At 67.4% G+C, this 15,734-nt stretch carries 16 protein-coding genes; 12 read left to right on the top strand and 4 right to left on the bottom strand.

Translation table 11 applies throughout. The features are described 5' to 3' along the window. Nucleotides 1-93: 93 nt before the first annotated feature. Nucleotides 94-432: a hypothetical protein gene (locus OHA10_RS21165; RefSeq protein WP_371400480.1), complete on the top strand. Its 339-nt coding sequence runs from the start codon at nucleotides 94-96 to the stop codon at nucleotides 430-432. 98 nt (nucleotides 433-530) lie between these two features. Further along, entirely contained in the window at nucleotides 531-995 is a 465-nt protein-coding gene (locus OHA10_RS21160) for a GNAT family N-acetyltransferase (protein ID WP_371400479.1), read from the top strand. On the opposite strand, the gene OHA10_RS21155 is transcribed toward OHA10_RS21160, so the two are convergent. Then, nucleotides 992-2,794 carry a sigma-54-dependent Fis family transcriptional regulator gene (locus OHA10_RS21155; RefSeq protein WP_371400478.1) on the bottom strand — a complete coding sequence of 601 codons (1,803 nt, stop codon included), beginning with the start codon at nucleotides 2,792-2,794 and terminating at the stop codon, nucleotides 992-994. The two genes, OHA10_RS21160 and OHA10_RS21155, sit on opposite strands and share 4 nt — an antisense overlap. 125 nt (nucleotides 2,795-2,919) lie before the next feature. Between OHA10_RS21155 and OHA10_RS21150 the strand changes: the two genes are divergently transcribed. From OHA10_RS21150 to groL, 9 genes are all read left to right on the top strand, one after another. Then, entirely contained in the window at nucleotides 2,920-3,168 is a 249-nt protein-coding gene (locus OHA10_RS21150; protein WP_371400477.1) for a hypothetical protein, read from the top strand. An 86-nt stretch (nucleotides 3,169-3,254) separates the two neighbouring features. Continuing rightward, complete coding sequence (locus OHA10_RS21145) at nucleotides 3,255-4,907, top strand: hypothetical protein (protein ID WP_371400476.1); 1,653 nt, start codon at nucleotides 3,255-3,257, stop codon at nucleotides 4,905-4,907. Nucleotides 4,908-4,929: 22 nt separating this feature from the next. Further along, nucleotides 4,930-5,982, top strand: a complete 1,053-nt coding sequence (locus OHA10_RS21140; protein ID WP_371400475.1) for an NADH:ubiquinone reductase (Na(+)-transporting) subunit F — start codon at nucleotides 4,930-4,932, stop codon at nucleotides 5,980-5,982. Beyond that, complete coding sequence (locus OHA10_RS21135; protein ID WP_371400474.1) at nucleotides 5,979-7,166, top strand: hypothetical protein; 1,188 nt, start codon at nucleotides 5,979-5,981, stop codon at nucleotides 7,164-7,166. The genes OHA10_RS21140 and OHA10_RS21135 overlap by 4 nt, the downstream gene beginning before the upstream one ends. After that, a complete protein-coding gene (gene mimD, locus OHA10_RS21130) occupies nucleotides 7,163-7,537 on the top strand; it encodes a propane 2-monooxygenase effector subunit MimD (RefSeq protein ID WP_134104567.1) in 375 nt (124 codons plus the stop codon). Before OHA10_RS21135 ends, mimD begins: the two co-directional genes overlap by 4 nt. Before the next feature lie 16 nt (nucleotides 7,538-7,553). Then, nucleotides 7,554-8,597: an amidohydrolase family protein gene (locus OHA10_RS21125; protein ID WP_371400473.1), complete on the top strand. Its 1,044-nt coding sequence runs from the start codon at nucleotides 7,554-7,556 to the stop codon at nucleotides 8,595-8,597. Then, nucleotides 8,597-9,310: an iron-sulfur cluster assembly protein gene (locus tag OHA10_RS21120; RefSeq protein WP_371400472.1), complete on the top strand. Its 714-nt coding sequence runs from the start codon at nucleotides 8,597-8,599 to the stop codon at nucleotides 9,308-9,310. The genes OHA10_RS21125 and OHA10_RS21120 overlap by 1 nt, the downstream gene beginning before the upstream one ends. After that, on the top strand, nucleotides 9,307-10,332 hold the full coding sequence (locus OHA10_RS21115; protein ID WP_371400471.1) for an NAD(P)-dependent alcohol dehydrogenase: 1,026 nt from the start codon (nucleotides 9,307-9,309) through the stop codon (nucleotides 10,330-10,332). Before OHA10_RS21120 ends, OHA10_RS21115 begins: the two co-directional genes overlap by 4 nt. Before the next feature lie 21 nt (nucleotides 10,333-10,353). Continuing rightward, nucleotides 10,354-12,048 (top strand): chaperonin GroEL, encoded by a 1,695-nt coding sequence (groL, locus tag OHA10_RS21110; RefSeq protein ID WP_371407972.1) that lies wholly within the window; start codon nucleotides 10,354-10,356, stop codon nucleotides 12,046-12,048. Between the two features lie 136 nt (nucleotides 12,049-12,184). On the opposite strand, the gene OHA10_RS21105 is transcribed toward groL, so the two are convergent. Both OHA10_RS21105 and OHA10_RS21100 read right to left on the bottom strand, forming a co-directional pair. Next, nucleotides 12,185-12,328: a GPGG-motif small membrane protein gene (locus tag OHA10_RS21105; RefSeq protein WP_371400470.1), complete on the bottom strand. Its 144-nt coding sequence runs from the start codon at nucleotides 12,326-12,328 to the stop codon at nucleotides 12,185-12,187. A 138-nt stretch (nucleotides 12,329-12,466) separates the two neighbouring features. Further along, on the bottom strand, nucleotides 12,467-13,288 hold the full coding sequence (locus tag OHA10_RS21100; protein ID WP_371400469.1) for a nitroreductase family protein: 822 nt from the start codon (nucleotides 13,286-13,288) through the stop codon (nucleotides 12,467-12,469). 158 nt (nucleotides 13,289-13,446) lie between these two features. On the opposite strand from OHA10_RS21100, the gene OHA10_RS21095 reads away from it, so the two are divergent. Further along, nucleotides 13,447-14,664, top strand: a complete 1,218-nt coding sequence (locus tag OHA10_RS21095) for an MFS transporter (RefSeq protein ID WP_371400468.1) — start codon at nucleotides 13,447-13,449, stop codon at nucleotides 14,662-14,664. Between the two features lie 14 nt (nucleotides 14,665-14,678). Here the strand turns inward: OHA10_RS21095 and OHA10_RS21090 are convergent, their stop codons facing one another. Further along, entirely contained in the window at nucleotides 14,679-15,626 is a 948-nt protein-coding gene (locus tag OHA10_RS21090; RefSeq protein ID WP_371400467.1) for a transcriptional regulator TrmB, read from the bottom strand. Between the last annotated feature and the right edge of the window lie 108 nt (nucleotides 15,627-15,734).

Genomic DNA, 15,734 nt, shown 5'->3' with positions numbered 1-15,734 from the left:
TTTGAGACTCACTTCACAAGGCCGGAGCCGACGACTAGCCTCCGGAGTGGAGAAACCCTGACTTCTCCGCGTGAACGCCGAAGGAACAGTTCGATGGCCAGCTTGGCGAGTTACACGACCCTGTACGTGACCGCGGTCGGACTGAACGGAGACCCCGACCTCAAGCACATCGCTGCCGTGCGCTGGGATCCCGGCAGCCTCGACCCGGAGGAGTCGTCGCTCGCCGACTTCGTCCAGTGGCTCGACCGAGGCGCCGGCCGCGCCTTCGTCCGCCGCTCCGACGGCACCCGCGGCCCCCGTGTCCGAGTCAACTCCGACGGCATCAGCCGCTACCTCCGCAGCAACCCCGACGACCGCTCCAACCAGGACGAACTACTCCTCCTCCCCACCTGGCAACTCCACCGCCCGAAAAAACACTCCCGCCGCGTATGACTGCGGGGTTCTCGGTGCGGCCGTTGGATGTGGATACCTGGGCGGCGTTTGCTGAGTTGGTTGAGGCTAATCACGGGGTGTGGGGTGGGTGCTGGTGTGTGGGGTTTCATGTGAAGCTCGGGAAGGGGCGGACGCCGGAGCAGAATCGGGCGGAGAAGGAAGCTCGGGTGCGGAGTGGGGACACGCATGCGGCGTTGGTGTTCGACGGCGACAACTGTCTCGGGTGGTGTCAGTTCGGGTCGCCTGAGGAATTGCCTGAGGTGAAGAGTCGGCGGCTGTACGAGAAGGGTCTTACCCAGCTGCCTGACTGGCGGATTACCTGCTTCTTCACGGGGAAGGGGCTGCGTGGGCGTGGGGTTGCTGATGCTGCGCTCGGTGGAGCGTTGGCGCAGATCGCGCAGTACGGCGGGGGCGTGGTCGAGGGCTACCCGGAAGAGACCGACGACCGGAAGGTGTCGGGCTCGTTCCTGCATACCGGACCGATGTCGGCGTTCGAGAACCACGGGTTCACCAGGACCCGCCCTATCTCGCCGCACCGCTGGGTCGTGACCCGGACGGTTTAAGGCGGCTGGATTCCGTAGTCGTGGATCTTGCGGTAGATCGTGGCTCGGGACATTCCGAGGGACTTCGCGGCGTGGCCCTTGTGGCCGTCGTTGGCGATCAGGCTGCGGATGATCGCGTCGCGTTCGAGGGCCTCCAACTGGCTGAGGCTGCGGCGGCTGATCGCCTGCGCGCGCCCCGGGAGGTCCGCAGGGGTGATGACACCGGTACGACGACGTCGTACGACGACCTGCTTGAGCATCTGGCACAGTTCCGCGGTGTTGCCGGGCCAGGCTGAGCGCATCAGTTGCTGCATCGCATCGGGACCGCAGGTCAGCTCGCCGTGGCTCAGTTGGTTGAGGAAGTACGGGACGAGTTCCCGGACGTCCTCGATGTGATGTCGCAGCGGCGGCACCTCGACGGTCAGCGGGAAGAGCGACAGCAGCTCGCCCAGATCAGGCGAATCCGAGTCGTCCGAGGTGAGAGTCAGCGCGATCCACGGCGGATCGGCCGGGCGGCGTTCGAGTACGTCGTACAACGCCGCGAGCGTCGCGTCGACACCGCTCGCGTCCAGGCGCTCGACGTGCCGGATCACCAACGCCTGCACCGAATCGTCAGCCAGCTCGGACTCGAGCTCGGCGGTGAAACCGTCTCCCACCCGCGCAACGTCGACAACGTGGAACAAACCGGCCGGGTTGTTCTGCTGGTGTGCGGCCCGCGCGAGCGTGACCTTGCCGGTCCCCCGCTCGCCGGTCAGCACGACCCATTGGCCGGCCCGGCACGCGTTGTCCACCTCGCGACTGCTGCCGAGCCACGGCGCACTCCGGCCGACCAGCCCGGGAAGGACAGGACGCGGCGGCGGACGATGCCCGGTGGCCGGCGTACGAATGCCGACACCCGCCGAGTGCGGGCTGACCTGGATGATCCCGCCGCCGCCACGGCCGCCGGAGCTGACCGGGCGGCACATGATCCGGACCCAGGAACCGGTCGGCAGCTCGGCCACGATCGCCTCGGTCGTCCCGCGCGCCAGCATCTCGGCGGCATACCCGAGGACGGCGCGCTGGTCCGACGCGTCGAGCGACTGACCTGCCTTCGCGTTCATCAGCAACAGATCGTCGTCGACCGCGATCACCATGTCACCGAGCCGGCGTGAACTCTGCAGATACGCCTGCAGCAGCGAGAGCTCCCGTGCCGAGCTGTCCTTGAGCAGCGCGGCCCGGATGTTCTCCGCCGTGGTCTTGGCAAGCGCCATCAGCAGCGACCCGGCGTCCTTGCGCCAGCAGGTCAGATCGATCGCACCGACCGTCTTGCCGTTCACCGGATGCTTGATCGGTACGCCGGCACACGCGAGATCCTCGAGATCCTCGGCGTAGTGCTCGTGACCGAACACGTGCATCGGCCCGCCGCCCTCCAGCGCGGTCCCGATGCCGTTCGTGCCGGCGAACTCCTCGGCGTAGCTGAACCCCGGCGCCAGGAAGACCTTGTCCAGGTACCGGGCCAGGTTCGTGTCCGCGGTCAGCCGCTCCAGCACCATCCCGGTCCGGTCGGTGAGGATCACGCTGATCGGCTGGCCGTCGAGGTTCTGGTGCAGTTGCCGCAGGACCGGCGCGGCGCTGCGGGTCAACGGGATGTCGAGATCGGGGTCGGCGACGTACGGCAGCGTGATCCGGTCGGCCGGGAGGTTCCAGCGCCGCGACCGTACCCAGGAGGCAAGGATCGGCGGCCGGACATCCTGTGTCTTGACCGGATCGAGAGTGAGGAAGTTCAGCCGGGCCGTGGCGGCGCGCCGGTTGTCCTCCATCGAGGGGGCGATTTCGTCCACGGGGCCTCCCACCGGGGTCGCGTCCTCTTCGAGCGTAGTGCAGCCGGACACAAGTGGCGTCTCAGAATGAGACACCCGGTGAGGCCTCACGGGCATGCGATGGAGGTCAAACGACTGGAGGTTCCATGGACAACGATGTCTCGCCCCAGCAGGAGTCCTACAACCCGTGGACCGTCGTACATCTCGTCTTCGAACACCTCGCCGACGCCGGGCTGCATCCGGTCCTCGGCGCCACCGGACACCCTGGCGAGCCGGCCGCGGAACTGCTGCGCTGCCTGGGTATCCAGCCCGACCCGCAGGGTGATCACCGGCTCGTGGAGCAGAAGCAGGAGCGGCTCGCGGAGCTCCGCGAGGCCTTCTTCGGCGAGTCGTGACCCGCTTCTCAATTTGAGACCTCACCCCGCTCGGGGCGGCGATGTACTGCAAGCACACAGCCGGCCACATGAGCGGGAGGAAAGCCATGAGTCGCCAAAGCGTGGCGAAGGCCCACCAGAAGATCCAGGAGTTGTCATGGGAACCGGCGTACCACGAGCCGGTCTCCCAGTACGGGACGGACTACACGTTCCGTAAGGCGCAGAAGAAAGACCCCCTGAAGCAGGTGCTGCGGTCGTACTTCCCGATGCAGGAGGAGAAGGACCACCGGGTGTACGGCGCCTCGGACGGCGCGATCCGCGGCAACATGTTCCGCCAGGTCCAGGAACGCTGGCTGGAATGGCAGAAGCTGTTCCTGAGCATCATCCCGCTGCCGGAGATCTCGGCCGCGCGGGCGATGCCGCTGCTGTTCCGGACCGTGCCGAACCCCGAACTGCACAACGGGCAGGCCATCCAGATGATCGACGAGGTCAGGCACTCGACGATCCAGCAGAACCTCAAGCGCCTGTACATGAACAACTACATCGACCCAGCAGGCTTCAACTCGAGCCTGCGCGACTTCCAGAGCGACTACTGCGGCACCATCGGCCGTCAGTTCGCCGAGGGCTTCATCACCGGTGACGCGATCACCGCGGCCAGCATCTACCTGACGATCGTGGCCGAGACCGCCTTCACCAACACGCTGTTCGTCGCGATGCCGGCCGAGGCTGCCGCGAACGGCGACTACCTGCTGCCGACGGTGTTCCACTCGGTCCAGTCCGACGAGTCCCGGCACATCAGCAACGGCTACGCGACGCTGCTGATGGCGCTCGCCGACGAGGACAACCACCAGCTGCTCGCCCGCGACCTGCGGTACGCCTGGTGGAACAACCACCGCGTCGTCGACGCCGCCATCGGCACGTTCATCGAGTACGGCACCAAGGACCGGCGCAAGGACCGCGAGTCGTACGCCGAGATGTGGCGCCGCTGGATCTACGACGACTACTACCGCAGCTACCTGGTGCCGCTGGAGAAGTACGGACTCGAGATCCCGCACGACCTGATCGAGGAGTCCTGGAACCAGATCTGGAACAAGGGCTACGTGCACGAGGTCGCCCAGTTCTTCGCCACCGGCTGGCTCGCCAACTACTGGCGGATCGACCCGATGACGGACAAGGACTTCGAGTGGTTCGAGTACAAGTATCCGGGCTGGTACGACAAGTACGGCGCCTGGTGGGAGAACTACAACCGCCTGTCCACGCCGAACGGGCACAAGCCGATCGTCTTCGAGGACGTCGACTACGAGTACCCGCACCGTTGCTGGACGTGCATGGTGCCGTGTCTGGTCCGTGAGGACATGGTGATGGCCAAGGTCGACGGCCAGTGGCGGACGTACTGCCACGAGATGTGCAAGTGGACCGACGAGACCGCGTTCCGGCCGACGTACCAGGGCCGGCAGACGCCGAACATGGGCAAGCTGATCGGCCACCGCGAGTGGGAGACGCTGTACCACGGCTGGAACTGGGCCGACGTGGTGTCCGACATGGGCTTCGTCCGCGACGACGGCAAGACGATGGTCGCGCAGCCGCACCTGGACCTGAACCCCGACAAGATGTGGACCCTCGACCACCTGCGCAAGTGCCCGCCGCTGGCGAGCCCGAACGTACTGCTGAACGAGATGTCCGACGACGAGCGGACCGCGTTCGCGGCGCGCTACGTCAAGGGCGGCCCGGCCGGACGACCCGCTCCCGCTGACGCCTGATCCCATGGGAGACAAGCACGTCGTGAGGTTCGAACCCGTCGGCATCGAGATCGAGGTCGACGAGGACCAGACGATCCTGCGCGCGGCCGCCGAGCAGGGCGTGATGCTCATGCACGGCTGCAAGGAGGGACAGTGCGCGTCCTGCAAGTCGTTCGTCCTCGACGGTGAGGACATCGACCTGGACCGCTACAGCACCTTCGCGCTGCCGGACTACGAACTGGACGAGGGCTACACGCTGCTGTGCCGGGCGCACGCCTTCGAGGACCTCACGATCGAGCTGCTCAACTACGACGAGGAGATGATCCGCTCGGGTCTGCCGATCCAGGAACGGACGGCGGAGGTCGTCGCGATCACCCCGGTGACGCACGACCTCCGGCACCTGGTGCTGAAGCTCACCGAGCCCGGCGAGCTGAAGTTCTTCCCAGGACAGTACGTCGACATCTCGGTCCCGGACTCCGGCGAAGAAGGCGCGAGTCGCTCGTTCTCGATGGCGAACACGTCGAGCCGTGAGAGCGGGCAGCTGGAGTTCGTCATCAAGGTGTACCCGGGCGGGATGTTCTCGGAGTTCCTGGACCAGCGCCTCCGGGTCGGTGACCGGTTGGACCTGACCGGGCCGTTCGGGGTGTTCACCCTCCGGGACAATCCGGACGCCCGGCTGGTCTTCCTCGGCGGCGGGGCCGGGATGGCGCCGATCCTGGCCCTGCTGCGGTCGATGGCCGAGCGCGGTATCGACCGGCCGACGACGTTCTACTACGGATCCCGGACGCAGCTGGACCTGTGTTTCGAGGAGGAGCTGCACGAGCTCGAGCAGCGGCTGCCGCGGTTCCGGTACGTGCCGGCGCTGTCGGAAGAGGAGTGGACCGGCGAGAGCGGACTGATCACCGACGTGGTCAAGCGGCTCGAGCCGGACCTGACCGGAGCCGATGCCTACGTGTGCGGTCCGCCGCCGATGGTCGAGGCGGCGATCCCGCTGCTCGAACGGCTCGGGGTCGCGACCAAGCACATCTACTACGACAAGTTCACCACGACCGGCGACGCCGGTGACTCGGAAGTGCTGGAGGCAGGAAGCCGATGACCACCACACAGGACTCACCTAAGACCGAACGCAGCGTGCCCAAGCCGGTCTTCACCGATGCCGAGGCGGGCGCCCGCGAGTTCCCGGACTCGAACTCGCGGCGGTACAACTACTACACGCCGCAGAAGCGCAAGCAGACCCACTACGAGGACGTCACGGTCGACGTACAGCCCGACCCGCGGCACTACCTCAGCCAGGGCTGGTTGTACGGCTTCTCCGACGGCCGCGGCGGTTACCCGCTGGACTGGACCGTGCTGAAGGCCTGGGGCTCGGACAAGCCCAGCCCGCAGCGTGGACCCGGCACCGGCGGCCTGTTCGTGAAGGAATGGCCGGCCACCGGCTGGCACGAGTTCCGCGACCCGAACGAAGAGTGGGAACTCACCCTCTACCGGTACAACTCGAACGTGGTCCGCCAGGTCACCCAGAACGTCGAGGCCGCCAAGCAGTCCAAGGCGTTCGAGCAGTGGAACACGAACTGGGTCCGCTTCGTCGAGCAGCACGTCGGCGCCTGGATGCACGTCGACCACGGGCTCGGCCTGTACCTGTATGCGAACGCGAACCGCCGCGCACCGACGAACATGCACAACAACGCGATCTCGGTGAACAGCATGCACCGGATCCGCGCCGCCCAGGACCTCGCGCTGTACAACCTCACGCTGTCCGAGGAGATCGAGGGCTTCGACGGCACCGCGCACCTGGAGACCTGGAACAGCGATCCGGCCTGGCAGGGCGTGCGCGACGTCGCCGAGCAGCTGACCGCGATCGACGACTGGTGCGAGGCGATCTTCGCCGCGAACGTCGTGTTCGAGCCGCTCGTCGGTGAACTGTTCCGCAGCCAGCTGGTGCAGCAGGCGTCTCCGCGGAACGGCGACTTCGTCACCCCGACGGTCGTCGGCGCGGCGGAGTACGACTTCGCCGAGCGCGACCTGCGCTACACCACGGCGATGTTCGAGCTGCTCACCAACGACAAGGAGTTCGCGGACCACAACAAGTCGATCATGCAGGACTGGGCGGCGAAGTGGACCGCGCAGTCGCTCACCGCGGCCCGTGCACTGCAGCCGCTGTGGTCGCAGCCGGACGCGAAACCGCCACGGTTCGAGGACGGCCTCGACCGGGTCAAGAGCCGGTTCAGCGGCATCGTCACCTCGCTGGGCCTCGAGGAACCGAAGGAGCTGTCACTGTGACCAGCACGTTCACCACCGCGGAAAGCCCGTTCAAGCAGGACAACACCGCGTCCAACAAGTGCGGCGTGACACTGATGAACAACCAGGTCGGCGCGGTTGTCGCTGAGGTGATGACCGGCCAGGACAACGTCACCGTGACGCACCTGCCGTCGATGATCCGGGTCGACGCCATCAACCGGATGGACTTCGTCTACGACGACATCTCCGAGGCGCTCGGCGAGGAGCCCGGGTACTTCGACCAGGCCGAGTTCGAGGAGAACATGTCGACCCACTACGGCCGCATGGTCCACCTCGACGACCGGACGATCATGTTCGCCAACCCCGAGGACGCCGCCGAGTACATCGGCTTCGACCTGACCGCATCCAGCTGACCAGGGGGTCTCTTTCGTGTACGAGAAGAATGGTGAGAAGTACTTCGTGGTCGACAGCCACATGCACATGTGGAAGGCCGGCCCGGACAACTGGGTGAAGGGTGCGGAGCAGTACGCGAAGGGCTGGATCGAATGCTTCCACGCGTACCAGAGCCTCGGCCCGAAGGAGACCCACTGGACGATCGAGAAGTTCATGAGCTACACCGAGGACGACCTGATGAAGGACGTCTTCGAGGACGGCTACGTGGACGTCGCGGTGTTCCAGCCGACGTACCTGAAGGAGTGGTACACGGAGGGTTTCAACACCACCGAGCAGAACGCGAATCTCGGCGAGAAGCACCCGGGGATGTTCGTGCTGAACACCCGGTTCGACCCGCGCGACGGTGACGCCGGCCTGGAGGAGCTGGCACGCAACGTCGAGCGGTACGGCTCGAGAGGAGTCAAGCTCTACACGGCCGAGTGGAACGCCGGCTCGCGCGGTTACAAGTTGACCGACCCGGCGGCGTACACCTACCTCGCCAAGGCGCAGGAACTCGGGATCAAGAACATCCACGTCCACAAGGGCCCCACGATCTGGCCGCTGGACAAGGACGCGTTCGACGTCGCCGATGTGGACCACGCCGCGACCGACTTCCCCGAGCTCAACTTCATCGTCGAGCACGTCGGTCTGCCGCGGATCGAGGACTTCTGCTTCATGGCCACCCAGGAACCCAACGTGTACGCCGGTCTGTCGGTCGTGATCGGCGGTCTGATGCACGCGCGGCCGCAGTTCTTCAACAAGGTGATGGGCGAACTGCTGTTCTGGGTCGGCGAGGACAAGATGACGTTCGGCAGCGACTACGGCATCTGGGAGCCGAAGTGGCAGATCGAGGGCTTCGTGGACTGGGAGTTCCCCGACCAGCCGGAGTTCGCGGACTACCCGCGGCTCGGGGTGGACGGGAAGAAGAAGATCCTCGGGCTGAACGCGGCGAAGCTCTACGACATCAAGGTGCCGGACGAGCTGCAACTGAAGGAGGAGACACCCGCCGCACAGGACGACTCGAAGCTGGTCGCGTCGTAATGACAGCGGTTGCCGCCGAGAAGGACCGGGTCCTGGACGCACTGGGTGCGGTCCGGGACCCGGAGCTGGACGAGCCGATCACGACGCTGGGATTCGTTTCGACCTGCGTCGTGTCGGCCGCCGGCGACGCGGTCGTGCGGCTGCGGCTGCCGACGTACTTCTGTGCGCCGAACTTCGCGTTCCTGATGGTCGCCGACGCGTACGACGTGGTGGCGGCGCTGCCCGGCCTGCGATCGGTCGACGTCGCGCTGGAGGATCATTTCGCCGCCGCCCAGATCAATGCCGGGGTGGCGGCGCGGGCGGGGTTCGTCGCGTCGTTCGACGGCGAGGCGGCGGCGGAGCTCGACGAGTTGCGCCGGACGTTCGTCGCCAAGGCGGTGCTGGCCGGGACCGATCAGGTCTGCCGGTCTTTTGTTGCTTCTGGCACCGATCCGGCGGAGGTGGCGCGGCTGACGATCGCCGACGTGCCGCCGTCGCCCGGGCTCGACCGGTTGCTGCGTCGCCGGTCCGAACTCGGGCTGCCGACCGGGCCGGACGCACCGCTGCTCGTCGACGTCGCGACCGGCGAGGCGATCGCCGCACCCGCGGCGGCCAGACACCTCGGGCTGGCCCGGCTGACCCGGACCGGCATCGAGGCCAACACCGGTATCTGCAGGGGCATGCTGAAGCACCGGTACACCGAAACCGGTGCGGGCGAGGAGGAGCAGGGATGAAGGCCGTTCGACTGCACGGGTACCACCAGCAACCAGTGGTCGAGGACGTACCGGAACCGGTCGTCAAGGGCCCGCTGGACGTCATCGTCAAGATCGGCGGCGCGGGCGTGTGCCGTACCGATCTGCACATCATCGAGGGTCAGTGGGACGCGGCGATGCATCCGTCGCTCCCGTACACGATCGGCCACGAGAACGCCGGCTGGGTGCACGAGGTCGGCTCGGCCGTCACCAACGTGCAGGTCGGCGACACCGTCATCCTGCATCCGACACCGACCTGCGGTCTGTGTCACGCCTGTCGCGCCGGGGACGACATGCACTGCGAGAACAGCTCGTTCCCCGGGCTGGACAGCGACGGTGGGATGGCGGAGTACCTCCTCACCTCCGCCCGCGCCTGCGTGAAGCTCGACCCGAGCACGCGACCACAGGATGTCGCGGCGCTCGCCGACGCGGGCATCACGGCGTACCACGCGGTCCGGAAGGCCCTGCCACTGTTGCCTCCCGGTACGACGGCCGTGGTGATCGGCGCGGGCGGTCTGGGGCACATCGGCGTACAGTGCCTGGCCGCGTTGACGGCGGCGCGGATCATCGTCGTCGATCGCAACCCGGACGCGCTCAAGCTGGCCGAGCAGCTCGGCGCCGACCAGACGGTCGTTGCTGACGGCAAGCAGGTGGAGAAGGTGCTGGAGCTGACCGACGGCGCCGGCGCACACGTCGTGCTGGACTTCGTCGCCGAACAGGGCGCGGAGCAGGACGGCTTCGCGATGACCGGCCGGGCCGGTTCGTACTTCGTCATCGGGTACGGCGGTCAGGTGCAGATCCCGACGCTGGACATCATCTCGACCGAGCGCAACATCGTCGGCAACATCGTCGGCACGTTCAACGAGCTGGCCGAGCTGATGGCGCTCGCCCAGGCCGGCAAGGTCACGCTGCACACCCGGACCTATCCGCTCGACGCGGCCGTTGACGCGGTCGCCGATCTCGACGCCGGCCGGGTCCGCGGCCGCGCGATCCTCGTTCCGTAACACGACCATTTCCGGAGGGAACTGATGGCCAAGGAACTCAGATTCGGAGAGAGTGCCCGCGATCTTCTGCTGGCCGGCGTCGATCAGCTGGCGGACGCGGTCAAGTCGACGCTGGGGCCGAAAGGCCGCAACGTCATCCTGGAGAAGATCACCGGATCGCCTGTCGTCACCAACGACGGCGTGACGATCGCACGGGAGATCTTCCTCAAGAACCAGTTCGAGAACATGGGCGCCCAGCTGGTCAAGGAAGCCGCGATCAAGACCAACGACATCGTCGGCGACGGCACCACCACGGCGACCGTGATCGCGCAGGCCATCATCCGCGAGGGCATGCACGCGATCGGCTCCGGCGGGAACCCCGTTCTGGTGAAACGGGGCATCGACGTGGCCGTCGGCAAGCTGGTCGAGCGGCTGCGCGACGTCGCCCACCCGGTCGTCACCGAGCAGGACTACGCCCGGGTCGCGGCGATCTCGGCGAACGACGACGACATCGTCGGCGCGGTGATCGCGAAGGCGCTGCACACCGTCGGCGACGGCGGGATCGTCACCGTCGAGGAGTCCTCGATCAACGGTATGGGCGTGGACTTCGTCGAGGGGTTCGAGTTCGACAACGGGTACATGTCGCCGTACATGGTGACCGATCCGGGCAGCCTGCAGGCGGTCCTCGACAACCCGTACATCCTGTTGTGCAGCGAGAAGATCACCAAGGTCCAGGAGATCATGCCGCTGCTGGACAAGATCATGCGCGAGCCGCGTCCGCTGGTGATCATCGCCGAGAGCCTCGAAGGTACGGCGCTCAGCATGCTCGTGCACAACCACGTCAACGGGCTGTTCCAGTGCGTGGCCGTGAAGGCGCCCGGGTTCGGCGACCGGCGGCTGCACAAACTGGAGGACATCGCCGCGATCACCGGCGGCGCGGTCTACAGCCGGCACTCGGGGTTCAGCCTCGAGACGATGACGATCGACCAGCTGGGCCGTGCGGACCAGGTCCGGGTCACCGCCGACCGGACCGCGATCGTCGCGGGCAGCGGGCACGACAAGGACGTCGCGTTCCGGATCGCGCAGCTGCGGTCCGAGCTGGAGCGGGCGACGTTCGGTGTCGACGAGGACGTCCTGACCGAGCGGATCGGCTCGTTGTCGGGCAAGGTCGCGGTCATCCGTGTCGGCGCGCCGACCCCGGCCGAGCTCAAGGAGCTCCAGCACCGGGTCGAGGACGCGTTGTCTGCGACACGGGCCGCGATGGCCGAAGGGATCGTCGCGGGCGGCGGCATGGCCCTCCTGCATGCCGCGTCAGCCCTCGACGGCCTGGACGTCAAAGGCGATTACAAGACCGGTGTCGACATCGTCCGGCGGGCGCTGCGCGAACCGGCGTACCTGATCGCCGCGAACGCGGGCTACAACGGCGCCGAGGTGCTGGAGCGTACGTCGCAGATGGGGGTCGACGAGGGTTTCGACGCCCTCGACGGCGTCTACGGGAACATGCTCGCGATGGGCATCATCGACCCGCTCCGGGTGGCGCGTTCCGCGCTGCAGAACGGCGCGTCGGTGGCCGGCCTGCTGCTCACGACCAACACCCTGATCGCCGAGGAGCAGACCCCGTGGGGCGGCAGTCCCGCCCTGATGACGGAGTACGGCGCACTGGACGAGGGCCTGCATCAGCCGAGCCCCGACTCCAGCACGCCGCAGTCCCTGGGCCTCGGCCCGTCGGTCGGTTAGCAAACTGGAAAGGATTCGCCCCGGCGCCGGATCATGGTCACGAGCGTTCGACGCTCACCGGCACCGGGGCGATCCCGGATACGTCCCTCACGGCTCTCCGGTACCCGGGCGGCCGTTACGTATTCGCTTGCCTGGATCAGGTGAAGATGCTCACGCCGCCCGGGCCGACCAGCAGACCGATGATGATCAGGGCGGCGCCCCACATCACCTGGCCGCGGAACAGCGAGACGATTCCGGCCACGACGAGGATCACCGCGATGATCCACAGGAGAAATACCATGCTTCCTTCCCTTCGTCCGAGCCGGGCATGACTGCTTGGTCCCGGCACGATGTGATCCCCGTATCGCCCGAACCGGTGCCCGGGGCGTCGCCCCGCAAACCCTTCAGCTATTGAATAAAACGCCCGTTTTGACGATCGTCAGCGGAGTTCGAAGCCGCGGATCTGAAGAGCTTCGCGCAGGTGCTCGCGGCCCTTGAGCCCCTCGACGGCCCCGAACCGGCCGGCTACCCGTGCGATCCAACTCGTCGGCAGGCCGGCACTCGCGTAGAAGGTGTTCAACGCCTGCTCGTAGGCATGCACATGAGCTTCCTGCGGCTCGAGTTCGTACGTCTCGTGGTGCAGCACAGCCTGCTGCGGCAGCCGAGGCTTGACCGCGGCCTCGTCGAGCCGGTCCGGATGGCCGACGGTCAAACCGAAGACCGGGAACACGTTCGGCGGCAGCCGCAGCTCCGCGGCGACGTCGAGCGGACGGTTCCGGATCGCGCCGACGAACACTGTGCCGAGCCCGAGTGACTCCGCTGCCAGTGCAGCGTTCTGTGCGGCGAGCGCGACGTCGACGAATGCGAGCAGCGCTGCCTCGACGAAGTCCGCGGCCTCCGCCGTCGCCGATCCGATCTCGGTGGTGATGTGCCGCGCCCTGGCCAGGTCGGCCAGCCACACCAGGAACACCGGCGCCTGCGCGATGAACTCCTGCTCCCCCGCCAGCTCCGCCAGCCGGGTACGCCGTACGTCGTCCCGGACCGCGACCACGCTCCACAACTGCAGGTTCCCGGACGTCGGCGCCGACTGTGCGGCCGCGATCAACGCCGCCAACGTGTCATCGGGCACCGGATCCGGCCGGTAGGACCGCACCGATCGATGCGCGAGCTGCTGCGCGATGACGTCGTTCCACACCGCCGGCGGCGCGAACGCCGTACTCGATCCGTAGCGCAGCCGGTAGGAACTCTCCGCAGTCGTCACACCTGGAAGATTACTTTTCGACCAGACAATTCAGTCCCGGTCTCATGGGGCAAGACGGCCCGTTATCCTGCCCATCGGTGATCACAGATGCGCACTTTCTGGCAGATTTGATCAGATTCCTCTTGCCGTGGGTGTCCTGCCCGGGGTGAGATATTCACATGACGCAGACGCGGGCCGCGGGCGCGGTGGACGGGCAGGGGTTCTCCTACCGTCCGTTCATCTGGCTGGCGGTCGCGACGTTCTCGATGGGGATCGACGGGTACGTGCTGGCCGGTCTGCTCCCGCAGATCGCCGGCGACCTGAGCGTCACCGCGGCGGCCGCCGGCCAGTTGATGTCGGTGTTCGCGTTCACCGCCGCGCTCGCCGGTCCCGTGCTCGGGACGCTGACGTCCCGGTGGGAACGCCGTACGACGATCGCGCTCGCGCTGGCCGTGTTCGTGCTCGGCAACCTGATCGTCGGGATCGCGACCAACTACCCGATCGCGCTCGGCGGCCGGGTGATCGCGGCGCTCGGCGGCTGCCTGCTGAATGCGGCCGTCACCGGATACGTGATCGCGCTGACGCCTCCCGAGCACCACGGCAAGGCGTTGTCGTTCGTGCTCGGCGGCTGGATGACCGCGACGGCGCTCGGCGTACCGATCGGGCTGGTGATCGGGCAGTCGAGCTGGCGGTTCCCGATGATCATGGTCGCGGTGGTCGGCGCCATCGCCCTCGTCGGCATCCTGCTCCGGCTCCCCCAGCTCCATCTGCCGGGCGGGACGCTCGTCGACCGGCTGCGCCCGCTCAAGCAACCCCGGCTCCTCGCCGGACTGCTCGTCACGACCGGCATCCTCTGCAGCAGCTACACCTGCTTCACGTACGCCACCCTGATCCTCGGGCCGCATTTCCATGCGCACTGGGCGATCATCCTGATCATGTTCGGGTACGGCGTTTCGAGCATGGCGGGCAACGCGATCACCGGCCGGCTCGTCGACCGCTTCAGCGCGATCCAGGTTCTGACCGTGGTGCTGATCGGCCTGCTGCTGAACTCGATCCTCGGCATGGTGGCGCTGATGTTCGCGCCGGCTGTCGTGGCGGCGGTGTGGGGGCTGGTGTGGTTCTTCTCGGCCGGCGTCGGCAACGGCGGCGGCGCCGTACCCCAGCAGGCCCGGCTCGCAACGATGGCGCCGGACTCGGCGACGATCGTGATCGCGCTGAACGGCAGCGCGATCTCGCTCGGCTCGGCGCTCGGTAGCGCGCTCGGCGGTGTCGCGCTGACGGCCGGATCGTCGCCGGACGGTCTACTCGGTGTCGCCGGGATCATCCTGGCGATCACGGTCACCCTCCACCTCCTGGTCACCCGCGCCAGCCGCCGCGCCGCCGCGGCCGCGGCCTAGCTCCGAGCCACGGCTCAGCTCCAGCCGCGGCGGCCTGCTTGGAGGCCGGCCTGGAAGCGGCTGGTGGCGCCGAGTTGTTCCTGCACCTGAGCGATTCGCCGCCGCAACGTCCGGCCACTCACCCCGAGCTGACGCGCGATCGCCTCGTCCTTCATCCCACTCGCCAGCAGGTTGATCAGAGTCGTGTTCGGATCCGCATTCTCCGACAGCCGCAACGGCGTCGCCTGACTCCACAGCTGGTCGAACAACACCTGCAGCGCACTCGTCAACGCCGAGTCCGACACCACAACGGCTCGCGCCTGCCCGGGCGTCGACGGCCCACCCGCCAGCGGGAGGATCGCCGTCGTCCCGTCGACGATCAGCAGCTTCACCGGCACCTGCGGCAGCACCCGCGACTGCTCCCCGCGCTCACCCATCGCCCGCAACCGCTCGACCCACCCCGGATGGTCGAGCACCTCAGCCGCGTAGATCGACCGGAACCGCACCCCACGATCGAGCAACGCCAACTCCGCGCCCGAAACCTGCGCGCTACCGTCCGCGACGTACGGCGGGGTGTCCGTCCCGACCGCCTGCTGCGTCGCACCGCGCAGCATGTCGTCGATCCGCGCCTCGATCGCGTCCCGGCCGACCGCGATCTCGATCAGCCGACTCGGCTCGGCCTGCAACTGACCGGCGCTGAACTCACGGGCGAGTTGGTCGGTCATCGCCGCGACACCGTCCAGCGCGGCCCGTCGCTCACGCACAAGCATGCCCAGCCCCGACCGCGGGTCGACCGGAGCCGGCGCGGCCTCCGAACCGCTCCGCACCAACCCGGCCGAGACGAGCCGCTCCACGGCCTGCGCTATGTCCGGCAACTCCAGGACCTCGCCGAGCTGCTCCACCGGCACCCCCGGATCCCGCAGCAGCTGCCGATAGACCTGGGCATCGACCGTTGACAGCCCAACTGCTTCCCAATCAGCCACCCACTGAGCCTAGTTGGCCGGGATCGGCGTTTGGCCGGAATGGGCGTCGGAATGGCGGGATCAGGGCTTAGCGTGTCCCAGGAAACGTCGCCTGTCCGAGGAGTGAAC

The sequence above is a fragment of the Kribbella sp. NBC_00662 genome (assembly GCF_041430295.1).
Taxonomy (GTDB): Bacteria; Actinomycetota; Actinomycetes; order Propionibacteriales; family Kribbellaceae; genus Kribbella.
This window is presented reverse-complemented; position numbering and strand designations above follow the sequence as displayed.

Excerpts from the sequence above, each read along its gene's own strand:
- OHA10_RS21165 (WP_371400480.1), top strand. The coding sequence starts at position 94 with ATGGCCAGCTTGGCGAGTTACACGACCCTGTACGTGACCGCGGTCGGA.
- OHA10_RS21095 (WP_371400468.1), top strand. The coding sequence starts at position 13,447 with ATGACGCAGACGCGGGCCGCGGGCGCGGTGGACGGGCAGGGGTTCTCC.
- OHA10_RS21145 (WP_371400476.1), top strand. The coding sequence starts at position 3,255 with ATGAGTCGCCAAAGCGTGGCGAAGGCCCACCAGAAGATCCAGGAGTTG.
- OHA10_RS21120 (WP_371400472.1), top strand. The coding sequence starts at position 8,597 with ATGACAGCGGTTGCCGCCGAGAAGGACCGGGTCCTGGACGCACTGGGT.
- OHA10_RS21105 (WP_371400470.1), bottom strand. The coding sequence starts at position 12,328 with ATGGTATTTCTCCTGTGGATCATCGCGGTGATCCTCGTCGTGGCCGGA.
- OHA10_RS21115 (WP_371400471.1), top strand. The coding sequence starts at position 9,307 with ATGAAGGCCGTTCGACTGCACGGGTACCACCAGCAACCAGTGGTCGAG.
- OHA10_RS21150 (WP_371400477.1), top strand. The coding sequence starts at position 2,920 with ATGGACAACGATGTCTCGCCCCAGCAGGAGTCCTACAACCCGTGGACC.
- OHA10_RS21135 (WP_371400474.1), top strand. The coding sequence starts at position 5,979 with ATGACCACCACACAGGACTCACCTAAGACCGAACGCAGCGTGCCCAAG.